Annotated in this window: 22 protein-coding genes; 11 read left to right on the forward strand and 11 right to left on the reverse strand. The window is 72.0% G+C overall.

All coding sequences use genetic code 11. The features are described 5' to 3' along the window. The first annotated feature begins 2 nt into the window (after positions 1-2). The 5 genes from C0010_RS13695 (at position 3) to pstB (ending at position 5,213) form a co-directional block, all read left to right on the forward strand. Complete coding sequence (locus C0010_RS13695) at positions 3-941, forward strand: NUDIX hydrolase (protein WP_105567656.1); 939 nt, start codon at positions 3-5, stop codon at positions 939-941. A 165-nt stretch (positions 942-1,106) separates the two neighbouring features. Next, a complete protein-coding gene (locus C0010_RS13700) occupies positions 1,107-2,216 on the forward strand; it encodes a phosphate ABC transporter substrate-binding protein PstS (protein WP_105567657.1) in 1,110 nt (369 codons plus the stop codon). A gap of 119 nt (positions 2,217-2,335) precedes the next feature. Beyond that, a complete protein-coding gene (gene pstC, locus C0010_RS13705) occupies positions 2,336-3,331 on the forward strand; it encodes a phosphate ABC transporter permease subunit PstC (protein WP_105567658.1) in 996 nt (331 codons plus the stop codon). Position 3,332: 1 nt separating this feature from the next. Beyond that, positions 3,333-4,421: a phosphate ABC transporter permease PstA gene (gene pstA, locus C0010_RS13710; RefSeq protein WP_105567659.1), complete on the forward strand. Its 1,089-nt coding sequence runs from the start codon at positions 3,333-3,335 to the stop codon at positions 4,419-4,421. A 12-nt stretch (positions 4,422-4,433) separates the two neighbouring features. After that, positions 4,434-5,213 carry a phosphate ABC transporter ATP-binding protein PstB gene (pstB, locus tag C0010_RS13715; RefSeq protein WP_105567660.1) on the forward strand — a complete coding sequence of 260 codons (780 nt, stop codon included), beginning with the start codon at positions 4,434-4,436 and terminating at the stop codon, positions 5,211-5,213. A gap of 112 nt (positions 5,214-5,325) precedes the next feature. On the opposite strand, the gene C0010_RS13720 is transcribed toward pstB, so the two are convergent. From C0010_RS13720 to C0010_RS13730, 3 genes are all read right to left on the reverse strand, one after another. After that, positions 5,326-6,219 carry an aminodeoxychorismate lyase gene (locus C0010_RS13720; protein WP_105567661.1) on the reverse strand — a complete coding sequence of 298 codons (894 nt, stop codon included), beginning with the start codon at positions 6,217-6,219 and terminating at the stop codon, positions 5,326-5,328. 253 nt (positions 6,220-6,472) lie between these two features. Continuing rightward, on the reverse strand, positions 6,473-6,766 hold the full coding sequence (locus C0010_RS13725; RefSeq protein ID WP_105567662.1) for a hypothetical protein: 294 nt from the start codon (positions 6,764-6,766) through the stop codon (positions 6,473-6,475). An 8-nt stretch (positions 6,767-6,774) separates the two neighbouring features. Next, positions 6,775-7,260 (reverse strand): hypothetical protein, encoded by a 486-nt coding sequence (locus tag C0010_RS13730; protein WP_105567663.1) that lies wholly within the window; start codon positions 7,258-7,260, stop codon positions 6,775-6,777. Between the two features lie 153 nt (positions 7,261-7,413). Between C0010_RS13730 and C0010_RS13735 the strand changes: the two genes are divergently transcribed. Both C0010_RS13735 and C0010_RS13740 read left to right on the forward strand, forming a co-directional pair. Beyond that, complete coding sequence (locus C0010_RS13735) at positions 7,414-8,592, forward strand: sensor histidine kinase (RefSeq protein ID WP_158685521.1); 1,179 nt, start codon at positions 7,414-7,416, stop codon at positions 8,590-8,592. Then, entirely contained in the window at positions 8,589-9,266 is a 678-nt protein-coding gene (locus tag C0010_RS13740) for a response regulator (RefSeq protein WP_105567665.1), read from the forward strand. The genes C0010_RS13735 and C0010_RS13740 overlap by 4 nt, the downstream gene beginning before the upstream one ends. 21 nt (positions 9,267-9,287) lie before the next feature. On the opposite strand, the gene C0010_RS13745 is transcribed toward C0010_RS13740, so the two are convergent. Together C0010_RS13745 and C0010_RS13750 are read right to left on the reverse strand one after the other, a co-directional pair. Continuing rightward, positions 9,288-10,409, reverse strand: coding sequence for a 5-(carboxyamino)imidazole ribonucleotide synthase (locus C0010_RS13745; RefSeq protein ID WP_105567666.1), 1,122 nt, complete (start codon positions 10,407-10,409; stop codon positions 9,288-9,290). A 64-nt stretch (positions 10,410-10,473) separates the two neighbouring features. Next, positions 10,474-10,872: a histidine kinase gene (locus tag C0010_RS13750; protein ID WP_105567667.1), complete on the reverse strand. Its 399-nt coding sequence runs from the start codon at positions 10,870-10,872 to the stop codon at positions 10,474-10,476. A gap of 190 nt (positions 10,873-11,062) precedes the next feature. Here C0010_RS13750 and C0010_RS13755 point away from each other — a divergent pair, with 190 nt between their 5' ends. Beyond that, positions 11,063-11,311, forward strand: a complete 249-nt coding sequence (locus C0010_RS13755) for a WhiB family transcriptional regulator (RefSeq protein ID WP_105567668.1) — start codon at positions 11,063-11,065, stop codon at positions 11,309-11,311. A gap of 104 nt (positions 11,312-11,415) precedes the next feature. Here the strand turns inward: C0010_RS13755 and C0010_RS13760 are convergent, their stop codons facing one another. The 3 genes from C0010_RS13760 to C0010_RS13770 all read right to left on the reverse strand — a co-directional run bounded on the left by C0010_RS13760 (position 11,416) and on the right by C0010_RS13770 (position 14,818). Further along, positions 11,416-12,888: a sensor histidine kinase gene (locus C0010_RS13760; RefSeq protein WP_105567669.1), complete on the reverse strand. Its 1,473-nt coding sequence runs from the start codon at positions 12,886-12,888 to the stop codon at positions 11,416-11,418. Positions 12,889-12,971: 83 nt separating this feature from the next. Then, a complete protein-coding gene (locus tag C0010_RS13765; RefSeq protein ID WP_105567670.1) occupies positions 12,972-14,225 on the reverse strand; it encodes an AAA family ATPase in 1,254 nt (417 codons plus the stop codon). Continuing rightward, positions 14,222-14,818: an SAF domain-containing protein gene (locus C0010_RS13770; RefSeq protein WP_105567671.1), complete on the reverse strand. Its 597-nt coding sequence runs from the start codon at positions 14,816-14,818 to the stop codon at positions 14,222-14,224. The genes C0010_RS13765 and C0010_RS13770 overlap by 4 nt, the downstream gene beginning before the upstream one ends. A gap of 99 nt (positions 14,819-14,917) precedes the next feature. On the opposite strand from C0010_RS13770, the gene C0010_RS13775 reads away from it, so the two are divergent. Next, positions 14,918-15,175 (forward strand): helix-turn-helix domain-containing protein, encoded by a 258-nt coding sequence (locus C0010_RS13775; RefSeq protein WP_105567672.1) that lies wholly within the window; start codon positions 14,918-14,920, stop codon positions 15,173-15,175. A gap of 10 nt (positions 15,176-15,185) precedes the next feature. Here the strand turns inward: C0010_RS13775 and C0010_RS13780 are convergent, their stop codons facing one another. Further along, positions 15,186-15,782, reverse strand: coding sequence for a hypothetical protein (locus C0010_RS13780; RefSeq protein ID WP_105567673.1), 597 nt, complete (start codon positions 15,780-15,782; stop codon positions 15,186-15,188). 183 nt (positions 15,783-15,965) lie between these two features. Between C0010_RS13780 and C0010_RS13785 the strand changes: the two genes are divergently transcribed. Beyond that, positions 15,966-16,397 (forward strand): Rv3235 family protein, encoded by a 432-nt coding sequence (locus tag C0010_RS13785; protein ID WP_105567674.1) that lies wholly within the window; start codon positions 15,966-15,968, stop codon positions 16,395-16,397. 54 nt (positions 16,398-16,451) lie between these two features. Here the strand turns inward: C0010_RS13785 and C0010_RS13790 are convergent, their stop codons facing one another. Together C0010_RS13790 and C0010_RS13795 are read right to left on the reverse strand one after the other, a co-directional pair. Then, positions 16,452-17,480, reverse strand: a complete 1,029-nt coding sequence (locus tag C0010_RS13790) for a 6-phosphofructokinase (RefSeq protein ID WP_105567675.1) — start codon at positions 17,478-17,480, stop codon at positions 16,452-16,454. Between the two features lie 123 nt (positions 17,481-17,603). Continuing rightward, entirely contained in the window at positions 17,604-19,754 is a 2,151-nt protein-coding gene (locus C0010_RS13795; RefSeq protein WP_105567676.1) for a DEAD/DEAH box helicase, read from the reverse strand. A gap of 288 nt (positions 19,755-20,042) precedes the next feature. Here C0010_RS13795 and deoC point away from each other — a divergent pair, with 288 nt between their 5' ends. Beyond that, on the forward strand, positions 20,043-20,765 hold the full coding sequence (gene deoC / locus C0010_RS13800; protein ID WP_105567677.1) for a deoxyribose-phosphate aldolase: 723 nt from the start codon (positions 20,043-20,045) through the stop codon (positions 20,763-20,765). The last annotated feature ends 12 nt before the right edge of the window (positions 20,766-20,777 follow it).

A 20,777-nucleotide genomic window follows, 5' to 3' on the forward strand; every position in this document is an offset into this window, starting at 1 on the left:
CGGTGAGCAACGGCACGGTCTACGCCGCGGGCGGCATCCTCTGGCGCCTCAGCGGCGGGCGGTTGCGGGTGCTCGTCGTGCACAGGAAGACGCACAACGACATCAGCTTCCCCAAGGGCAAGGTCAAACCGGGTGAGATCCTGGCCGAGACCGCCGCGCGGGAGGTGTGGGAGGAATCGGGCGTCCGGGCGGCGGTCGGTCCTCCCGTCGGCATCTGCCGCTACCGCCTCCCCGGCGGCCGCAAGAAGGTCGTGCACTACTGGGCCATGCGCGCCAAGGAACGCGCCGTGCGGGAGAGCACGTTCGCCCCGAACCGCGAGATCGACGCCGTCGAATGGCTGTCCGCCGAGGCGGCGCTGAAGCGCCTGAGCTATGCGTTCGACATCGAGATCCTCGAGGCCTTCCTCGGACAGTTCGAGGACGGTGCGCGCGCGACCTTCCCGATCGTCGCGCAGCGCCACGGCGCCGCGATGTCGCGCAGCGAGTGGGGCCGTGCCGACCGGCTGCGCCCCCTCACGGACCGGGGCGCCGCCCAGGCGCGGGCGCTCGCCGGCGAGCTGCGCGCGTTCGGCGTGCGCAAGATCGTCTCGAGCACAGCCACCCGATGCGTCGAGACCGTCGCGCCGCTGTCCGCGGCACTGAAGCGGCCGATCGCCGCGACCGACGACATCAGCCAGGATGCCTGGGAGGACGGCCTCGACGACATCGCGCGGATCGTCGACAAGCGGGTCGACGCCGGCAAGGGCGCCGTGATCTGCAGCCACGGCCCCGTCCTGCCTGGGATCCTCGAGCGCATCGCACTCGCGACCCGCGAATCCAGCGCCGCCCGCTTCACGGAGCACGCCGGATTGCGCACGGGGGCGTTCGTCGTCGCGCATGTGTCGAAGCATGAGCCTGAACGGCGGCTCGTCGCGGTCGAATCCCACGCCCCGCTCGTCTGAGCCCGCCGCACAGCGGCCTCCGAGGTGCTGTCTGCGCGCGATTCCACCCCCGTTCACCTTCCGTTCACCCTGCCAGCGCACTCTCGTTAACACCCGCGCTTAGCGTCGGGGCGGACCCGGTGAGAACCAGGGTCGTTCCTGACCACATGACTGAACGGACACACAGTGAAGATCACCCGTTTCACGAGCGTCGCAGCCCTGGGCGCCGCTGCGGCAATCGCCCTCGCCGGCTGCGCTGCGAACGAGGGCGGCAGCTCCTCGTCGGCGGAAGGCACCGAGAGCGGCTCGACGCTCGAGGGCACGCTGAACGCCAGCGGCGCCTCGTCGCAGGTCGCCGCGCAGGAGGCCTGGGTCGCCGGTTTCCAGACCGCGAACGAGGGCGTGACCGTCAACTACGAGTCGACCGGTTCGGGCACGGGCCGCGAGAACTTCATCGCGGGCGCCAGCAACTTCATCGGCTCTGACCGCGCGTTCAACGACGAAGAGGTCGCCGCCGGCGGCTTCGGCGCGTGCGCGAGCGACGCGATCGTCGAGGTGCCGATGTACATCTCGCCCGTCGCCGTCGCGTTCAACCTCGAGGGCGTCGACACGCTGAACCTCGACCCCGAGACGATCGCCGGCATCTTCGCCGGTGAGATCACCAACTGGAACGACGAGGCCATCGCGTCGGCCAACCCCGACGCCGAGCTCCCCGACCAGGCCATCACGCCGGTCCACCGCGCCGACGACTCGGGCACCACCGAGACCTTCGTCACCTACCTGCAGGCGACCGCCCCCGACATCTGGGACTTCGAGATCTCGGGCGAGTGGCCCCTCGACAGCGGTGAGGCCGCCCAGCAGACCTCGGGCGTCGCCCAGGCGCTCTCCGGCGGCGTCGGCACGATCGGCTACCTCGACGCGTCGCAGATTCCCGAGGGCACCGGCCAGGTGCACGTGGGCGTCGACGGCGAGTACGTCGAGTACTCCTCGGACGCGGCAGCCGCGCTCGTCGAGAACTCGGCGCTGGTCGAGGGCCGCGGCGAGGGCGACCTCGTGTTCGACGTCGACCCGGCCGCTGCCACCGGCGGCGCCTACCCGATCGCCCTCGTCAGCTACGCGATCGCATGCGAGGAGTACGAGGACGAGAACGTCGGCGCGCTGGTGAAGGCGTACTTCGAGTACATGGCGAGCGCCGAGGGCCAGGATGCCGCGGCCGAGAACGCCGGCAACGCCCCGATCTCCGACTCGCTGCGCGAGCAGGTGCTCGGCGCGATCGACACGATCCAGGCTGGCTGATCACCTGATCACCCACCGGTGCCCCCGCGAACTCCGCGCGACCGAGAGGCGCACGGAGCCGCGGGGGCACCGCCGCGATCACCGCACCCGACAGAGCAACCGACCAGGACCAGGAGCCCATGACCACGTCCGAGCAGACGCCCGTGGCTGACCCCGCGCCGCCCGCGTCCACACCCCCCGACAGGCAGGGCGCCATCAAGGCGAAGAAGCGCCTCGGCGACCGGATGTTCTCCGGCACCGCCCTGGGCGCCGGCTGGATCATCCTGGTCGTGCTGGCGGCCGTCGCCGTCTTCCTGATCGTGCAGTCGATCCCGGCGTTCAAGCCGGACACGAGCGGCAACCACATTCTGAACGGGCAGTCGTTCTGGTCGTACGTCGGCCCGCTGATCTTCGGCACCGTGTGGTCGTCGTTCCTCGCCCTGATCGTCGCGACGCCCATCGCGATCGGCATCGCGCTGTTCATCTCGCACTACGCGCCGCGCGGGCTCGCCGCCGTTCTCGGCTACGTCATCGATCTCCTGGCCGCCGTGCCCTCCGTGGTCTTCGGCCTCTGGGGCGGCCTCGTGTTCGCCCCTATGCTGCAGCCCGGCTTCGTGTGGCTGAACGACAACCTCGGCTGGATCCCGTTGTTCGGCGGCGTCGTCTCCCCCACCGGTCGCACCATCCTCACGGCGGCGCTCGTGCTCGCCGTCATGATCCTGCCGGTCATGACCGCGATCTGCCGCGAGGTCTTCCTGCAGGCGCCGCGCCTGCACGAGGAAGCGGCGCTCGCGCTCGGCGCGACCCGCTGGGAGATGATCCGGATGGCCGTCCTGCCGTTCGCCCGAGGCGGCATGGTGTCGGGCGCGATGCTCGGCCTCGGCCGCGCGCTCGGCGAGACGATGGCCGTGACGATGGTGCTCTCGGTCAGCGGCGTCGTCACCTTCGAACTGCTCACCTCCGTCAACCCGACGCCGATCCCCGCCAACATCGCGCTGGCCTTCCCCGAGGCCCACGGCGAAGGCGTCAACGCCCTGATCGCGACCGGCCTCGTGCTGTTCGTCGTGACCTTCGCCGTCAACGCGCTGGCCCGCTGGATCGTCAACCGCCGCGCCGAGTTCTCGGGAGCGAACTGACATGACCACCGCAACCGCAGCGCCCTCGGGCGCACCCGTCTCCCTGACGGCCAACCGCCTCCCCGGCTGGTCCATCTGGGCCGTCGTCGGCGTCGCGTTCGCCATCTCGTTCGCCGTCTTCGCGATCGTCGCCCTCGGCAACGACGGCCTCGGCTCGTTCAACTTCGCCGGCGCCGTCATCGTCGGCATGCTGCTCTACATCGCCTTCGTCGTCGTGCTCTCGCTCGTCGCCGAGAGCCGCAGGCACGCGATGGACCGCCTCATGACGGGTCTCGTGTGCACCGCCTTCGTGCTCGCCGTCCTCCCCCTCGTGTCGCTGCTGTGGACGGTCGTCTCCGACGGCATCGTCCGGTTCGACGCCGAGTTCTTCACCTACTCGATGCGCAACGTCGTCGGCGAGGGCGGCGGCATCGTCCACGCCATGTGGGGCACGCTGCTGATCACCCTGATGGCGACCGTCATCTCGGTGCCGATCGGCCTGATGACCTCGATCTACCTCGTCGAGTACGGCAACGGCGGCAAGACGGCCAAGGCGATCACGTTCTTCGTCGACGTCATGACGGGCATCCCCTCGATCGTCGCCGGTCTGTTCATCTACTCGGTGTTCGCGCTGCTGATCGGGCCGGGCATCTCGATGGGCTTCATGGGCTCGCTCGCGCTCAGCGTGCTCATGATCCCCGTCGTCGTGCGCGGCAGCGAGGAGCTCCTGCGCATCGTTCCGAACGAACTGCGCGAGGCCTCGTACGCGCTCGGCGTGCCGAAGTGGCTGACGATCCTCAAGGTCGTCCTGCCGACGTCGATCGCAGGAATCGTCACGAGCGTCATGCTCGCGATCGCCCGCGTGATCGGCGAGACCGCTCCCCTCCTGCTCACCGCCGGTATGACGATGGGGCTCAACCTGAACCTGTTCGACGGACAGATGATGACCCTGCCCGTGTTCGCGTACAACGAGTACATGAACCAGGGCACGACCCCTGAGGCCTCGGTGTCGAACGCCTGGGGCGCCGCGCTCGCGCTCATCCTGATCGTGATGGTCCTCAACCTCGTCGCCCGCCTGATCGCGAAGTTCTTCGCGCCGAAGTCCCGATAAGAAGGAAAAACGTTGTCCAAGAGCATCGAAGTCAACGATCTGAACGTCTACTACGGCGACTTCCGAGCCGTCGAGGGCGTCTCGATCGACATCCAGCCGCGCAGCGTCACGGCCTTCATCGGCCCGTCCGGCTGCGGCAAGTCGACGTTCCTGCGCACGCTCAACCGCATGCACGAGGTCATCCCCGGCGCCCGGGTCGAGGGCAAGGTCCTGCTCGACGGCAAGGACCTCTACGGACCCGGCGTCGACCCCGTCCTCGTGCGCCGCCAGGTCGGCATGGTGTTCCAGCGCCCGAACCCGTTCCCCACGATGTCGATCCGCGACAACGTGCTCGCCGGGGTGAAGCTGAACAACTCCCGGATGGCCAAGAGCGACCAGGAGGCCCTGGTCGAGAAGTCCCTGCGCGGCGCGAACCTCTGGAACGAGGTCAAGGACCGCCTGGACAAGCCGGGCTCGGGCCTGTCCGGCGGCCAGCAGCAGCGCCTCTGCATCGCGCGCGCGATCGCGGTCTCGCCCGAGGTCATCCTGATGGACGAGCCGTGCAGCGCCCTCGACCCGATCTCGACCTTCGCGATCGAGGAGCTGATCGAGGAGATCAAGAACGAGTACACCGTGGTCATCGTCACGCACAACATGCAGCAGGCGAGCCGCGTCAGCGACAAGACGGCGTTCTTCAACATCGCCGGCACCGGCAAGCCCGGCAAGCTGATCGAGTTCGACGACACCACGAAGATCTTCACCAGCCCCAGCGTCCAGGCCACCGAGGACTACGTCTCGGGCCGCTTCGGCTGATCCTATGACTCCGGCGGGCCCCGTGTTCGGGGGGACCAGGGCCCGCCGGTTCCTCCCCCGCCCCGTGCGCTCCGGCGCACGGGGCTTCTGCGTACGCGCGCCGGGCCGGCCGTCAGGAGCGCAGGTAGTCGTTCAGCGCCGCCGTGAGCGCGTGGTCGACGGGGAGCGCGCGCCCGTCGATCGACGAGATCGGGGCCGCGAGGCGGATGGATGAAACGAACCAGGCCGCGTCGGCGTCGGCGAGCGCCGCCGCCGGGAGGTGCTCGTACCCCGTCGGGTATCCGCTGTCCTCGAGCCAGTCGAACGCCTCGAGCTGCGTCGTCCCGTGCAGCAGCCCCGCCGTCGGCTCCGGTGTGACGAACTGGTCGCCCCTGCGCAGGATGAGGTTTGCCGTCGGCGCCTCCAGGAGGTAGCCGTCCGTCGTGGTGAACACCGCCTCGTCCGCGCCCCGGCGGCGCGCCTCCCTCGCCGCTGCCATGTTCACGGCGTACGACAGCGTCTTCGCCCCCAGCAGCAGCCAGGGCGAGCGCTGGGCCGCGTTCGAGTCGTAGCCCCTGTCGAGCGACACGACCCGGATGCCGTCCGTGCGCTGCGCCGTGTAGTCGGCCGAGCGGGAGGCCGTGACCCAGGCCGTCGGCCCGCTCGACGGCGCGCCGACGGCGCCGATCTGCACTCCCCGACTGATCAGCAGCTTGATCGTCCACTCGCCCTCGTCCGGCACGGCGGCGACGGCCGTCTCCACGGCGCGGCGCCACTGCGCGCGGTTCGGCTCGGGCATGTCGAGCAGGCGCGCCGAGTTCGCGAGCCGGTCGAGGTGCGGGCCGACCTGCTTCGCCCGGCCGTCGAAGACGCCGATGGATTCGAAGACGCCGTCGCCGCGGTTCGCGCTCATGTCGCCGACGCTCAGCGCCGGCTGATCCGGATCGATCCGGGCGATCGTGGCGTCGAGGTCGACGGCCCCAGCGTCGGCGGGCGCGGGGTCGATCAGGAAGGCGAAGCGCGTCATGCTCCGACCCTACAAGGACGCCCCTGCCGCTTCATCTGACGCGCACGACGGTCCTGCCGCCGCAGGTCGCGTCAGGAGCGCGGGTGCCGCGGCGGGAGGGTCGCGGCCGCTCGTCGCATGGGCGGCGGTGAGGGCGCGGGAGACCGGGCCGCAGAAAACGCCTCTCGGCGCGTGGTCCGCTCGAAGCGGCAAAAGTTGGAGCCCGGGGTTTGCTGCGGCCCGGCCATAGGAGTCTAACGTCAGCGGCCGCGTGCTATTCCCGACGCGTGTCGCCGGACCGGTTCGCCCCGCGCCGTCCTCCCCCGCGGCCAGCACCGCTCCGCGCGTCGATGACGACCGCCGCGACCGCGAAGGCCACGGCGACGACCGGCATCAGGAGAGCGAAGACCGCCGAGACCCCGCCGGGGCTCGCCCCGGCTCGCACGAGCGCGACCGCCAGGAGGTCCTGGACGAACAGCGCCAGCAGCGCGCCTCCTGCGAGGCCGGCCAGGCCGACGCCCGCAGCGCGCGCGAGCGCCAGCGCCCGCGCCCCCGGTGCACGGCCCATGGCGGGCCTCACCGCGCGCGGCGGGCGCGGCCGACGATCGCGCTGAGACCCCAGGCGATGAGGCCGGCGATCGCGCCGATGAGCGCGCCCGTGACGAGGCTGGACGGGATGGAGAACAGCCGGATGACGATGTCCTGCACCGCTGGGTCCAGGCCGGCGAGGTTCCCGCCGAGGCGCGGAGGGTTCCCCGCGAACGCCGTGCTCCAGAGCAGCTGGTGCACGACCGCGAGGAGGACGCCCGAGGTCAGGCCGATCGCGAACACGGTCGCGAACGCGCGGCGCCCGCCCGCGACGAGGACCGCGACGATCCAGACGATCGGCGGCGCGAACACGAAGACGGCGTTGACCGGCGTGCCCTCGTGGAGGATGTCGAGGTCGTGGAGGACGACGCGGGGGACGGCCAGCAGCGCGAGGGCGAAGACGGCCGCGAGCGGCAGGCCGAGCAGTCGGCGCCGGGTCGGGGGAACGTTCGGGTGATGGTGGTGCTCTGTCATGCCTCCCACGCTACGAACGGGCGCGCCCCGCGTCATCGGACCCCGGTCTCGATCCGGGTCGCCTTCCGACGTCGTCGCCGTACGTCGCCGATCGACATCATGAGTCGCCGGCGCCGGGTGGGATGCGGCGCCGGTTCCTCGTACGCTGAGGGCATGGCCGCAGCGGATGAGCCCGAGGTGCCGGATCGCGCGGCGTCACCGGTCGTCGACGGCCTGCTCGCCGCCGGCACAGCCGTCGTGCTGTCCGCCGTCATCGCGCTGTCGCAGGCAGCGGCGACCGCGCAGCCCGCCCCTCTGGCATATCTCTTCGCGTGCGGTTTCGGCGCCGTGCTCCTCCTGCGCCGGAGCGCTCCCGTCCTCGTCCTGATCGTGAGTGCCCTCGGCACCTTCGGGTACTACGTCCTGGATCTTCCGCCGATCGGCGTCGCTCTTCCGGTCGTCGCGGCGCTGTTCTCCGCGGCCGAGGTCGGTGTGACCCGCTGGGCCGTCGGGGCGGGCGCCGTCGTGTTCGCCGTGTCGCTGTACTTCCGCCTGCGCGACGCCGCACCACCGCTCAGCGGTTTCGTCGTCTACGACGCGGTGTCGGACCTCGCGCTCATCGCCGCGGGGATCGCTCTCGGCTACGGCGTCCGTGCGCGCCGGATCCGTTCGGAGCAGCAGGCCGAGATCGCCAGGCTCAACGGCAAGCGCATCGAGCGCGAGGCGGAGTCCAGGATGCAGGCGGAGCGCGAGCGCATCTCGCGCGAGCTGCATGACACCGTCGGGCACACGCTGTCGGTCATCTCACTGCACGCCGGCGTCGGCGCGGAAGCGGTCGGCGCCGACGATCGTGCCGCCGGGGACGCCTTCGCGCGCATCCGCGATGCGAGCACGGGGTCGCTTCGCGAGCTGAGGGCGATGGTGCGCATCCTGCGCTCCGCATCCGGCGACGACGGGGAGCGCACCGCGATCGCGTCCCTGGCGGCCGTGCCCGAGCTGCTGGAGGCCGCGAGGGCGAGCGGCCTCGACGTCGCGGCCGAGATCAGCGTCGTCCCGTCCGACCTCGCGGCGCCGGTCGACACGGCGGCGTACCGGGTGATCCAGGAATCGATGACGAACGTGATCCGGCACGCGGGGGCCGCACGCGCGCGCGTGCGCGTCTGGGTCGAGGGCGATCGCCTCCGCGTCAGCGTGTCCGACGATGGCCGCGGCCCGGCGGGCGCCGACGGCGGCGGATCCGGCCTGGCGGGCATGGAGGAACGGGTCCGCCTGCTCGGCGGAACGCTGACGGCCGGGGCACCGGACGGTGCGGGATTCCGCGTCGACGCCGAGATACCGACGAGGCTGACGTGATCCGCGTGGTCCTGGTCGACGACCAGGAGCTCGTCCGCACCGGGCTGCGCATGCTGGCCGAGCACGACGGCGACATCCGCGTCGTCGGAGAGGCCGACAACGGGTCCTCCGGTGTCCGTGCGGTCCGGCGGCACCGGCCCGACGTCGTCCTCATGGACATCCGCATGCCCCAGCAGGACGGGATCGCGGCGACCAGGGCCATCCTCGCCGACCCCGAGCTCGACGGGATCAGCGTCCTCGTGCTGACGACGTTCGACGACGAGGACGACGTCTTCTCGGCGATCCGTGCCGGCGCGGCCGGATACCTGCTCAAGGACATCGCGCCGGACGACCTGCGCCGCGCCATCAGATCGGTCGCCGACGGAGACGCGCTCCTGTCTCCGTCCATCACCCGCACCGTGATGGGCGCCGTCGCCGCCGATTCCCCTGCCGAGACGCGGCCGGAACTGCTCTCGGGCCTCACCGATCGGGAGCGCGAGGTGCTGTTCCGGATCGGGTTGGGCGAGTCGAACGATGCGATCGGCGCGAGCCTGCACATCAGCCCCGCAACGGCGCGCACCTACGTGAGCCGGCTGCTGACCAAGCTCCCCGCGCGAGACCGCTCGCAGCTGGTCATCCTGTGCTACGAATCGGGCCTCATCCGGCCCGGCTCCTCCGAGCCGGATGCGCAGTAGGACCCGCCCGGTGCCGCCGCGTCAGTCGAAGAGCGCGGCGGCGGCCCGCGCCGTGTACGCCGCGTCGTCGAGCTCGTCGGAGACCGCGTTGATGTGGCCCACCTTGCGGCCGGGGCGCGGCGACTTCCCGTAGGTGTGGATCTTGGCGGTCGGGTGCTCCGCCGCGGCCGCCGCGATGCGGTCGGTGATCTCCTCACCCTGCGGCCCACCGAGGATGTTGATCATCACGGCCGCGGCGTCGACCGTCTCGGTCGCGCCGAGCGGAAGGTCGAGCACGGCCCGCAGATGCTGCTCGAACTGGCTGGTCACGGCGCCGTCCTGCGTCCAGTGGCCGCTGTTGTGCGGGCGCATCGCGAGCTCGTTGACGAGGAGTCGCTCGTCGACGGTCTCGAAGAGCTCGACGGCGAGCATCCCCGTCACACCGATGCCGGCGGCGATGTCGGCCGCGATCCGCGCGGACAGCTCGACTGTGCGTGCGGAGGCCCCGGGCGCAGGTGCGAACACCTCGGCGCACACGCCGTCGCGCTGCACCGTCTCGACGACGGGGTACGTGCCCATGCCGCCGGACGGGCGCCGGGCGATCTGCTGCGCGAGCTCCCGGCGGAAGGCGACGAGCTCCTCGACCAGGAGCGGTTCACCGGAGAACTCGGCGAACCAGTCGTCGGCCTCGCTCGCCGCCGACACCACGCGCACGCCCTTGCCGTCGTAGCCGCCGCGCGGCGTCTTCACGACCGCGCGGCCGCCGTGGTCATCGAGGAACGCCTGCAGCTCGGCGGCATCGCGCACCGCGGCCCAGTCGGGCTGTGGGACGCCGAGCTCGGCGAGCCGCGTGCGCATCACGATCTTGTCCTGGGCGTACTGAAGCGCATCGGGGCCGGGATGCACGGCGACGCCCGCGTCGACCATGGCCCGCAGGACCGGCTGCGGCACGTGCTCGTGGTCGAACGTGATGACGTCGACGTCCTCCGCGAACGCGAGCACGGCGTCCGGGTCGCGGTAGTCGCCGACGGCGGTGGCCGCCAGCGCCGCCGACATCCCCTCCGCCTCGGCCAGCACGCGCAGCTCGATCCCGAGCTCCACGGCGGGTGCGATCATCATCCGGGCCAGCTGGCCGCCACCGACTACTCCGACGCGCAAGGACATGACCTCTATCCTGCCACCCGGCGGCGCCCGCGGCGGACAGACGTGCGCGCGCTCGGCCCGGCGATCAGCGGCGCGGCGACGCGTCGCCGGACGCGGCGCGCGAGGCCAGGAACAGCACGACGAGCGTCGCCGCCGCCGGCACCCCCATCGCGACGGCGATCAGCGGATGGGCGAACTCCCCCGTCGCGGTGCCGATCGCGACGGCGATGACGAGCAGCTGCGCGACGACGCCGCCCGAACGGCCCCACGAGCGCCCGGTGTGCACCGCCCACGAGAAAGCGGCGAGGCCGGCGACCCCGATCAGCGTCATCACGATGAGCGCGAGCGCCGTCGGGAGGTAGCCGGCGCCGGCGGAGAACAGGGCCGCGAGCTCCCACACCGCGACCGCCGCGAGGGCGAGCGCCTCGAGGCCGAGCAGCGCGGCGGCGGTCCGGACGATCGGGGCGGGTGCGGGTGCGCTCATCGGCGAAGAGTTTCCTGACCGGTAGAAAAAACCATTGACGATTCCGTCACGCTGTATGACACTTGTTAACGGAATGTTTCCCCACAGTGTGGTGGGAGCGGGCGTCGCCCGCGACATCTCCCAGCGTAGACCGGGCGAATTGGTCCCCGCTGAACCCGATCGATCCCACCACCCCCCAAGGAGCATCACCATGGACTGGCGCGACAAGGCTGCCTGCCTCACCGTCGACCCCGAACTGTTCTTCCCCGTCGGGAACACCGGACCGGCCGTCGACCAGATCGCCAAGGCCAAGTCGGTGTGCGCCCGCTGCACCGTCACCGAGGTCTGCCTGCAGTACGCCCTCGAGACCGGACAGGACTCGGGCGTGTGGGGCGGCCTCAGCGAGGACGAGCGCCGCGCGCTGAAGCGCCGCGCCGCTCGCGCCCGCCGCGCCGGCTGACACCGGCCCACAAGCACACCGGAAGGCCCGCTCTCGAGGGAGCGGGCCTTCCGGTGTGCTCTGCGGCGCCCAACGGGTTCGCGCAGGCGAACGCTCGCGGCGCGCTACTTGGCGATCCAGCGCAGCGGGATCTCGACGATGACCTCGGTCCCGCCCTCGTCCGGAGAGGTCCACTCGATCGTGCCGCCGAGCTCGCCCTGGATGAGCGTGCGGACGATCTGCGTGCCGAGGCCGCGGCCGACGGTGCCGCCCTCGAGCCCCACACCGTTGTCCTTGATGCGCACGGACAGCCGCTCGTCGCTGCGCTCCGTCGTGATCGAGACCTCGCCGTCGGCGTCCTTGAGCCCGTGCTCGACGGCGTTCGTGACGACCTCCGTGAGCGCGAGCGCGAGGGGCGTCGCGTACTTGCTCGGCAGCACGCCGAACCTGCCCGTGAGGTGCGTCCTGGCCAGGGTGTTGGGCGATGCGGCGACCTCCGCGACGAGGCGGAGCACGCGTTCGAACACGACGTCGAAGTCGACGTTCTGTGTGAGCCCCTCCGAGAGCGTGTCGTGCACGACGGCGATCGACGCGACGCGGCGCATGGCCTGGCCGAGCGCCTCCGCCGCCTCTTCGCTCGGCGTGCGCCTGGCCTGGATGCGCAGCAGCGATGCGACGGTCTGCAGGTTGTTCTTGACGCGGTGGTGGATCTCGCGGATCGTCGCGTCCTTCGTCAGGATCTCCTGCTCCTGGCTGCGCAGCTCCGTGACATCGCGGCAGAGGACGATGGCGCCGCTGCGCTCGCCGTGATCGGTGAGCGGGATCGTTCGCAGCGCGACGGTGACGCCCCGCGCGCTCACGTCGGTGCGCCAGGGCGCGCGACCGGACGCGACGACGGGGAGCGACTCGTCGACCTCAGCGGACGCCTCGACGAGCGACGCCGTGACCTCCGGGAGGGACTCGCCCTCGAGCTCGTCGGCGAACCCGAGTCTGTTGAACGCGGAGAGCGCGTTGGGGCTCGCGAACGAGATGGTGCCGTCGACCTCGAGGCGCACGAGCCCGTCCGATGCGCGGGGCGCGCCGCGGCGGGCGCCCGTCGGGGCATCCGGGTCGGGGAAGGCGCCCTCGGCGATCATCCGGAAGATCGCGTCGGCGCAGTCGTTGAACGTGATCTGCTGGCGCGAGGGCTGACGCACCTCGCCGAGGTTCGTGTGGCGCGTCAGCACGCCGACGACATGGGGCTCGTCCTCGTCTGCGCGGACGACCGGCACGGCCCGCACCCTGGTCGGAGTCTCCTCGAACCACTCGGGCGAAGAGGTGTCGACGATCTCGCGCCGCGTGGCGGCATCGCGCACCTGCTTCTGCCACTGGGGGCGGACCTTCTCACCGACGATGTCGCGGTAGAACAGCGTCGCGGCACCGCTCGGCCGCGCGTGCGCGACCGCGATGTACGAGTCGGCGGTCGGCGCCCAGAGCACGACGTCGGCCGACGCGAGGTCGGCGAACAGCTGTCCGTCGCCCGCGACGCGGTGCAGCCACGCGATATCGGATTCGTTCTGGATGCCCTGTGCCGAGACGAGGTCGCTGAGAGTCGACATTTCCACAGTCTATGCAGGTGCTGAGCGCCCGACCGACCGCGTCGCCGCAGCGCGTCGCATCGCGGCTCCGCACGGCCCGGGCGCTACGCGGCGCGGCGCGCCTCGCGGCGGGACAGCGCCGGCGCATCGGCGTCGCGCTCCGCGGGCCGCACTCCCCCGCTGACCCGCTTCGCGAGGCGGCGGACCGCCTGTGAGAGCTGCGAGCGCGGTGCGGCCTCGCCCACGGGCCGCGCCGCGAGGAGAGCCGCGTCGGCCGCCCGGATGTCGTAGGGGACGAACGAGACGTCATCGATCCCCGCGTACCGCGACAGGGTGCGGCGCACCTGACCGCGCGCATCGATCCCCAGGGCTCCGCCCCTGACCCGGTTCGCGACGACGTGCACGGGGACGGCGCCGACGTGGGCGCGCAGCTCGGCGTGGGCGCGCAGGAACCGCGCGATGCTGACGGGGTCGGCGCTCGTGACGGCGACGACGGCGTCGCCCTCGGCCAGCGCCGCGAGAGCCGCCGCGTTGCGGCGAGGGCCGTCGAGGTCGCTCACGATCTCCTCGTCGCGCTCGATCGAGGCCGCCGTGTCGACGACGACGTGATCCGCCCAGCCTCGGCAGGCGGCGAGCACGCCGTGCACGCGCTCCCCCGTCAGCTCCGGCCACCGCGACGGCCGGTTCAGGCCCGTCAGCACGTCGACGGCGCTCGATTCGAGCGGCGCGCTGATCCGGGTCAGCTCCGCGGCGTCGAGCGCGCCCGACCCCGCCCTGCGCGCCGCTGCGGCGATGCCGGGGCTGTCCTCGGGGAGGCCGAGCGCCGCCGCCAGGGACGGCGCGTGCGTGTCGGCGTCGACGAGCGCGGCCCTGCCCGAGTCGCGCGCGAGCTCGACGGCCAGTTCCGCCGCGATCATCGACCGACCCGGCGCGCCGTGGGTTCCCCACACCGTGATCACGCGGCCGTCGTCCCGCCCGGTCCGAGAGGCGAACGCTTCCCTCGCGGCATCCGCGACCCGCCAGCCCTCGACGTCGAGTTCCAGCGCATCCCGCAGGCCGAACGACGACGCCCAGCGCCGTTCGCCGCCGCGCGAGGCCAGCGGCACGATCCGCACGCCGTGCCGGTCGCACGCCGAGACGAGCTCGGCCGTGAGGGCGTCGCGGGAGGCCGCGACGACGATCGCGTCGGCCTCGGCGAGCGCCTCGCGCAGCCGCGAAGCTGCCCCGCGCAGGCCCGCGGCGAGCGCCGGGGGCGCGAGGACGGCGACGATCTCGGCGCCGTCGTCCTCGAGCTCGCGGGTGAGCCGTTCGCCGTGCGGCTCCGGAACGGCGACGATCAGGGCGAGTCCGGCGGTCATCGGGCGCCGCCGGACGGGACGACGGACAGGGCGGCACCCGACGAGATCGCGCCGAGGACGTCCGCGACGTCGGCGCGGCCGACGACCAGCTCGATGCTCGCGCCCCTCGCCGCCATGACCGATTCGTCGCGCGTCACGGCGCCCACCACGGCGTCGGGCACCAGGATGCGCGGCGCATCGAAGCCGTCCTCGGTCGCCGGCGCCGACCAGAGCTCGACGGGCGTCCCCGTCGTCACCGACGCCGGCACCTCCGCCGCACTGTCGACGACCACTGTCGTCGTGTCCGTCGCTTCGCCGAGCGCCGACGCCGGCACCAGCTCACCGGACGCGATCGTGCGCTGGGCGACGAGCCCGTCGAGCGGTTCGGCGGCGCCGAGGTAGCGCTCCGCGGCCGAACCGAGCTGGGCCTCGACGACCGCGACGTCTCCCGGCGCGATCTCCTCGCCCGCGACGATCGTGCCCTGCGCGACGAAGACCGGAGACGTCTGCCTGGCTCCCGTCACGACGGCCCAGACTCCGACGACCGACACGATGATCATGCCGATGCCGATGGAGAACCGCGCATCGGCCCAGAAGGCCCTTCGCTTCGTCATGGCCGCCAGCGTGCCAGAACGCGCGGAGCGGCGTCGGAAACTGTCCACAGGCACGTGTGCCGTGCCCGCGGATGAGGACGGTGCTCGATAATGGGGGGCATGACCCGTGCGCGCTTCCTCACGCCCTCCCAGGTCGCGGAGCTGCTCGGGCTCGAGGTCGAGTCCGTGCTGGAGCTCGGCCGCGAGGGCCGGATCAGCGCCGTGCGCGTCGGCTCCCCCGCCGTGTGGCGCATCGACGCCGAGAGCGTCGATGCGTACCTCGCCGACCGCGCCGAGGATGCGCGCCGCCGAGCGCTGTGGCGCGAGTCGCAGAACGCGAGCATCCCCGAGGTGTGGGGCGGCCCCTCTCCCCTGTAGCGCCCGGCCGTCACCCGACCCGATCGGAGTCCGCGCCCGGCCGCACCCAGACGAGTTCGGTGAGCGGCACGATCCGGAAGGCCCGCACCTCCCCTGCGCGTCGGGGCGCGTCGCCGTCGTGCACAGCGAGGTCGGCATGGTCCGACGCGACCCTGTCGAAGGTGCCCGTGACCAGCCGCCCCGATGCGGTGCCGACCATCACGGGTACGCGCCGCCGGGCGAGGTCGCGGAGGGCGAAGCCGAAGGTGATGCGCTCGCCCAAGCGGTCGGCGGGCGCCGCCCCCGCGCGGGCGCTCTCGACGACGGCCCGCCCCTGCAGGCCGATCGCGGAGATCCGATCGGCGCGGACGATGAGGAGCGAGCCGTCTGCGGTGCGCGCGCCGACCCAATCGGCACCGACCGAATCGATCCGCGCATCGTGAGCGGAACCGTCGGACAGCTCGAGCCGGACGTCCTCGGCGAGCGCGCCGAGGCCGGAGAGCCTCTCGCGCAGCGTCAGCCGCGACACCCGCAGCCGCTCGGCCTCCGAATCGAGGGCGGCGCGCTCCGCCTCCCACTCGGCGGCCAGCTGGTCCTCGAGGTCCTGGAAGAAGCTTTCCCAGTGCACGCGGCCGAGGCTATCGGATCGACCGCATCGCCGCCGGGGCTGTCCACAGCCGGCCGCTCTCAGCATTCTCACAGGCATATTTGCCTGGTGCGCTCGATGTGCGCCCGTGCTGGGCTTTTCGCAGGCAAGGTTCCAGGACCACGATTCTCGGAACCGCGTGACAGCAAGGAGGCTGTTCCAGCGATGTCCCTCCCCGTACCCGCCGCGCGCCCCCGAGTGCGTCGCGCACGCGAGATCCATGAGTTCTTCGATGAGCAGCGCACATCCACCAGCGCGCTCCCCGACCCCGCCCCGCTGGCGAACAGCCTGGCGCGCGGCGCCGTCGAGGTCATCGCGGGCGTCCGCGAACCCGAGCAGCTGGCGAGGTGGCTCACGGAGAAGCCCTACCTCGCCCTCGTCGCCAGGGCGCGGCTCGCGCACCGCGCCCGCAGCGCCCGCGGACAGCCGGCGAAGCACCCGAGCTACGCCGTGAAGTCGGTGCGCATCGCTTCCCCCGGCGACGGCGTCGCCGAGGCCGTCGTCGTGATCGACATGCCTGTGCGCTCGCGCGCCGTTGCCATCCGGCTCGAGGGAATCGACCGGCGCTGGCGCGCGACGACCCTCGCCGTGCTCTGACGACGCAGAAGCGGCGCGCCCCCGCACGGGGCGCGCCGCCTCTCGTGACGTGCGTCAGCCGAACAGCGCCGCGGCGCCCTCGTACCGCTCGAGCGGCACCGTGTTGAGCTCGCCGAGCGCCTCCGAGAACGGGACCCGCACGATCTCCGTTCCCTGCATGGCGACCATCTGACCCCAGGCGCCCTCGACGATGGCGTCGACGGCGTGCAGACCGAGGCGCGTCGCGAGCACCCTGTCGAAACCGCTGGGCGCACCGCCGCGCTGGATGTGGCCGAGAACGGTCGAGCGCGTCTCGATCCCGGTGATGCGCTCGATCTCGGGGGCGAGGATCTCGCCGATGCCGCCGAGGCGCGGGCGGTTGAACGCGTCGAGGCCCTTGTCGCTGTACGCCTCGTCCTGACCCTTGAGCTTGAAGCCCTCGGCGACGACGACCAGCGGGGCCCGGCCGCGCTCGGCGGCCGACTCGACCTTGGCGCAGATCTCCTCGATCGACAGCGGCACCTCGGGGATGCAGATGATGTGAGCGCCGGCCGCCATACCGGAGTGCAGGGCGATCCAGCCGACGTGGCGCCCCATGACCTCGGCGACCATGCAGCGCTTGTGCGAGTCGCCCGTCGTGCGCAGGCGATCCATCGCCTCGGTCGCGATGTTCACGGCCGTGTCGAAGCCGAAGGAGTAGTCCGTCGCACGCAGGTCGTTGTCGATCGTCTTCGGCACGCCCAGCACGTTGATGCCGTCGTTCGAGAGCCGCTGGGCCGCCGCCAGCGTTCCCTCGCCTCCGATCGCGATGATGCCGTCGAGATGGTGGCCGTACATCGTCTTCGCAATGTTCTCGGGGCCGCCCCGCTCACCCTCGTACGGGTTGGTGCGGCTCGTGCCGAGGATCGTGCCGCCGACCTTCGACAGGCCCTTGACCTCGCCCCTCGTCAGGGGGAAGAAGTCTCCGTCGACGAGGCCGCGCCAGCCGTCGCGAATGCCGATGAACTCGATGTCGTGGTGGTCCATGCCCTTGAGCACGGCGCCGCGGATGACGGCGTTGAGACCGGGGCAGTCGCCGCCGGATGTGAGGATTCCGATCTTCATGCGTCCAGGCTAGCGCCCAGCGCTGTGCCCCCGTGGTCGATGCCGCGCCGGCGGGCGCGCGACTCCGACGGGCCGCGCGCCGCCGCGCGTCGACCGCGCGGGCGGCGCGCCGGCTCCGGCCCGTCAGGCGCCGCGCAGCTCCTCACGGAGCACGTGCATGAGGGCCGCGAGCTGAACCGACTCGACGGCCTGCTCATCGGTCTGCGCGCCGTCGAGGGCGCGCGCCGCGAGCCCCTCCTTCTGGTCGATCAGCTCGGCGATCTTCGTGTCGAGGGTGTGCGCCGCGATGATGCGCCACGCCGTGACCGGCTCGTCCTGGCCGATGCGGTGCACGCGGTCGATCGCCTGCGTCTGCTCGGCGGCCGTCCAGCTGAGCTCCGCCAGCACGACGTTCGAGGCGGCCTGCAGGTTGACGCCGACGCCGGCGGCCGTGAGCGAGCACACGATGATGCCGACGTCGGGGTCGTTCGTGAACGCGTCGATGGCCGACTGACGGGCCGCCGTCGTCTGATCGCCCCTGATCGACACGGCCCGGATCTCGTTGGCGCGGAAATGCGCCTCCGCCTGGTCCATGACGTCGATGTGCTTCGCGAAGTAGACGACCTTGCCGACCGAGCGCTGCAGCTGGGCGGCGTAGTCGGCGGCGAGGCCCGCCTTGGCCTGACCGATGCGGCGGACCATCGAGAAGACGTTGTCCCCGTCGGTGCCGGCGGCCCTCGCCTCTTCGAGCTCGCCCTGCGCGACGAGGCGCACGATGTCCTCATCGATCTCGCCTGGCTTCAGGCCCCGTTCGCCGCGTGCCTCGATGATGCGGCCGTAGCGCTCCGCCAGGCGCCCGGCGAGCTTGCGCTCCGCGTCGCGGATGCCGCGGCCGAACTCGTCGTCGAGCTGCACGGGCATGTCGGCGATGAGCTTGTCCGGCAGGTCCTTCGCGACGTCCTTCTTGCGGCGGCGGACGATGCCCATGTCGATCACGGCGCTGCGCGCTTCTGGGTAGAAGCCCTTGTCGGCGGGCGTCAGGCCCGTCTCGTCGAGGCGCGCCATCAGCTCGGGGCCCGGCTTCACGCCGTTCGCCCAGCCCAGGAACCGCCAGATCGCGTCGAAGTCCTCGACGTCGTTGATCAGGGGCGTACCCGTGAGCGCCATCAGCAGCGGGTCTCCGCCCGGGGTCGTCTCGCGCACGCGGTCGGCGAGCGCGAGCACGTTCTGCGAGCGCTGCGACGAGAGGTTCTTGATGAAGTGCGCCTCATCGACGACCATGCCGCGCAGCCCGATCGTCGCGAGCCAGCCGAGGTGCCGATCGAGGATCTCGTAGTTGACGATGAAGACGTCGGCGAACGCGTCGACGTCTTTGCCATCGCCGGAGATGACCGTCGCACGCCGCTGCGGCGTCCACCGCTCGGCCTCGCGCGCCCAGTTCATCTTGACGACGTTGGGCACGACGACGACGAGCGGGTAGGCATCGGCGACCGATGCCGCGAGGAGCGACTGCGCCGTCTTGCCGAGGCCGGGCTCGTCGGCGAGCAGGAACGTGCGGTGACCGCCGCGCACGGACTCGAGGAAGCGGGACTGGTGCACCATGACGTCGAGGCCGCGGGGCGAGACCCTGTCGAACTCCGGCACCGGCGGCAGCGGCATGACGGCGGAACCGCCGCCCGCGCCGAGCTCGAACGCCTTGTAGAGCGGCCCCATCAGCTCCCAGTCGTCGAGCCGACTGCGGTGCGGCGCCTCGGCCCGCGGCGTCAGATCGGGCTCGAGGAACGGGTTCGACTCGCGACGCGACTCGATCTGCTCGGGCACGACGGCGCGCTCGGCGGCCGCCCTCGGAACGACGGGCTCCGCGACGGCCGGCTTCGCATCGGCGATGATCAGCTCCTCGGGCGCGAGCTCCGCACCCGATTCGAGCAGCCAGTCCCGCCGCAGCCGCTGCGCGACCGGGCTCGCGGCCTGGTCCGCTTCGAGCAGCTGGATCAGCGACGTGTCGCGCGCGGCCGTCTTGGCGAGGATGGTCGCGACGCCGTCGAGGCGCTTCAGCAGCTCGGCGCGCGCCGAATCGGTGAACTCGGGCGACTCCTTCACCCTCGCGCGCTCCTCGCGCACCAAGAAGGCGATCACCTGGAACTTGGTGCGGTTCGTCGGGCCGAGCCGGTTCTTCTGGGCCTTCGCCTCGACCTCGCGCACCTTTCGCGCCAGGATCGGGATGATCGGGGCCTCGTCATCGCGGCGTGCGGACGAGGACTTCTTGCGCTTCCGCGCTGGTGCCGTAGTCGGCATGCTCCTCCTGAGCGTCGATTCCAGCGGCGATGCCGCCCCTGGATGACCGATTGTCCGAGCCCGGCTGCGCGGCGGTTCAGCCCGGATGGATCCGGGCTCGTCGCCGCCTGGGCGTCGATGCGGCCCGCGGATCGCACGAACGGACACGCGCGGGCTGCGCGTCAACTCTACCCCACCCCGCCTGCTTCCGCCCCGCAGACATGATGTGAGTCTCCTGCCCGATGCGGCCCGCCGGCGGGCGCCGACCGGGCCCGCCGGCGGGCGGGCTCCCGCCGTAGGATTGGGAGCATGACGCGCACCTATTCCGAGGCGGAGATCGCCGCGACGATCGACCACGCCATCCTCAAGCCCGAGTTCACCCGCGAGGACGTCGATCGCGAGCTCGCCGTGGCCGCCGAGTGGAACGTGTGGAGCGTCTGCGTCCGGCCCAGCGACGTCGCGTACGCGTGCGAGCGGCTCGAGGCCTCGCGCGTGCGAGTCGGCACCGTGATCGGCTTCCCGCACGGCACGACCTCCACCGCGGCGAAGGTCGCGGAGGTGCGCCGCGCCGCCGAGGACGGCGCGAGCGAGTTCGACATGGTCGTCAACATCGGCCAGCTCCGCTCCGGCACGCTCGACGACGCCGTCCGCGAGGACATCGCGGCCGTCGTGCACGCGGCGGGCGGCGCCGTCACGAAGGTCATCCTCGAGACGAGCCTCCTCGACGACGAGCAGATCGCGAGGGGCTGCCGCCTCGCGGAGGAGGCGGGCGCGACCTTCGTGAAGACGTCGACGGGCTTCGCCGGCGGCGGTGCGACGGTCGAGCACATCGAGCTCATGCGCGCGACCGTCTCCGAGGCTGTGCAGGTCAAGGCCTCGGGCGGTGTGCGCGGCCTCGACGCCGCGATCGCGATGCTCGACGCGGGCGCGAGCCGGCTCGGCACGTCTGCGGCGGCGACGATCCTCGCGGAGGCCGACGCGCGGGCGGCGGGCGCCGCGGCATCGGCCGCGGAGGACGCCGGCTCGTACTGAGCCGCGCGCCCT

This window comes from Microbacterium halophytorum (genome assembly GCF_002970975.1).
Lineage (GTDB): Bacteria > Actinomycetota > Actinomycetes > Actinomycetales > Microbacteriaceae > Microbacterium > Microbacterium halophytorum.

What these genes read in the sequence shown, in the direction of transcription:
- pstC (WP_105567658.1), top strand. Translation starts at nt 2,336, where the DNA reads ATGACCACGTCCGAGCAGACGCCCGTGGCTGACCCCGCGCCGCCCGCG.
- pstA (WP_105567659.1), top strand. Translation starts at nt 3,333, where the DNA reads ATGACCACCGCAACCGCAGCGCCCTCGGGCGCACCCGTCTCCCTGACG.
- C0010_RS13720 (WP_105567661.1), bottom strand. Translation starts at nt 6,219, where the DNA reads ATGACGCGCTTCGCCTTCCTGATCGACCCCGCGCCCGCCGACGCTGGG.
- C0010_RS13725 (WP_105567662.1), bottom strand. Translation starts at nt 6,766, where the DNA reads ATGGGCCGTGCACCGGGGGCGCGGGCGCTGGCGCTCGCGCGCGCTGCG.
- C0010_RS13730 (WP_105567663.1), bottom strand. Translation starts at nt 7,260, where the DNA reads ATGACAGAGCACCACCATCACCCGAACGTTCCCCCGACCCGGCGCCGA.
- C0010_RS13735 (WP_158685521.1), top strand. Translation starts at nt 7,414, where the DNA reads ATGGCCGCAGCGGATGAGCCCGAGGTGCCGGATCGCGCGGCGTCACCG.
- C0010_RS13745 (WP_105567666.1), bottom strand. Translation starts at nt 10,409, where the DNA reads ATGTCCTTGCGCGTCGGAGTAGTCGGTGGCGGCCAGCTGGCCCGGATG.
- C0010_RS13750 (WP_105567667.1), bottom strand. Translation starts at nt 10,872, where the DNA reads ATGAGCGCACCCGCACCCGCCCCGATCGTCCGGACCGCCGCCGCGCTG.
- C0010_RS13755 (WP_105567668.1), top strand. Translation starts at nt 11,063, where the DNA reads ATGGACTGGCGCGACAAGGCTGCCTGCCTCACCGTCGACCCCGAACTG.
- C0010_RS13760 (WP_105567669.1), bottom strand. Translation starts at nt 12,888, where the DNA reads ATGTCGACTCTCAGCGACCTCGTCTCGGCACAGGGCATCCAGAACGAA.
- C0010_RS13765 (WP_105567670.1), bottom strand. Translation starts at nt 14,225, where the DNA reads ATGACCGCCGGACTCGCCCTGATCGTCGCCGTTCCGGAGCCGCACGGC.
- C0010_RS13770 (WP_105567671.1), bottom strand. Translation starts at nt 14,818, where the DNA reads ATGACGAAGCGAAGGGCCTTCTGGGCCGATGCGCGGTTCTCCATCGGC.
- C0010_RS13775 (WP_105567672.1), top strand. Translation starts at nt 14,918, where the DNA reads ATGACCCGTGCGCGCTTCCTCACGCCCTCCCAGGTCGCGGAGCTGCTC.
- C0010_RS13785 (WP_105567674.1), top strand. Translation starts at nt 15,966, where the DNA reads ATGTCCCTCCCCGTACCCGCCGCGCGCCCCCGAGTGCGTCGCGCACGC.
- C0010_RS13790 (WP_105567675.1), bottom strand. Translation starts at nt 17,480, where the DNA reads ATGAAGATCGGAATCCTCACATCCGGCGGCGACTGCCCCGGTCTCAAC.
- C0010_RS13795 (WP_105567676.1), bottom strand. Translation starts at nt 19,754, where the DNA reads ATGCCGACTACGGCACCAGCGCGGAAGCGCAAGAAGTCCTCGTCCGCA.
- deoC (WP_105567677.1), top strand. Translation starts at nt 20,043, where the DNA reads ATGACGCGCACCTATTCCGAGGCGGAGATCGCCGCGACGATCGACCAC.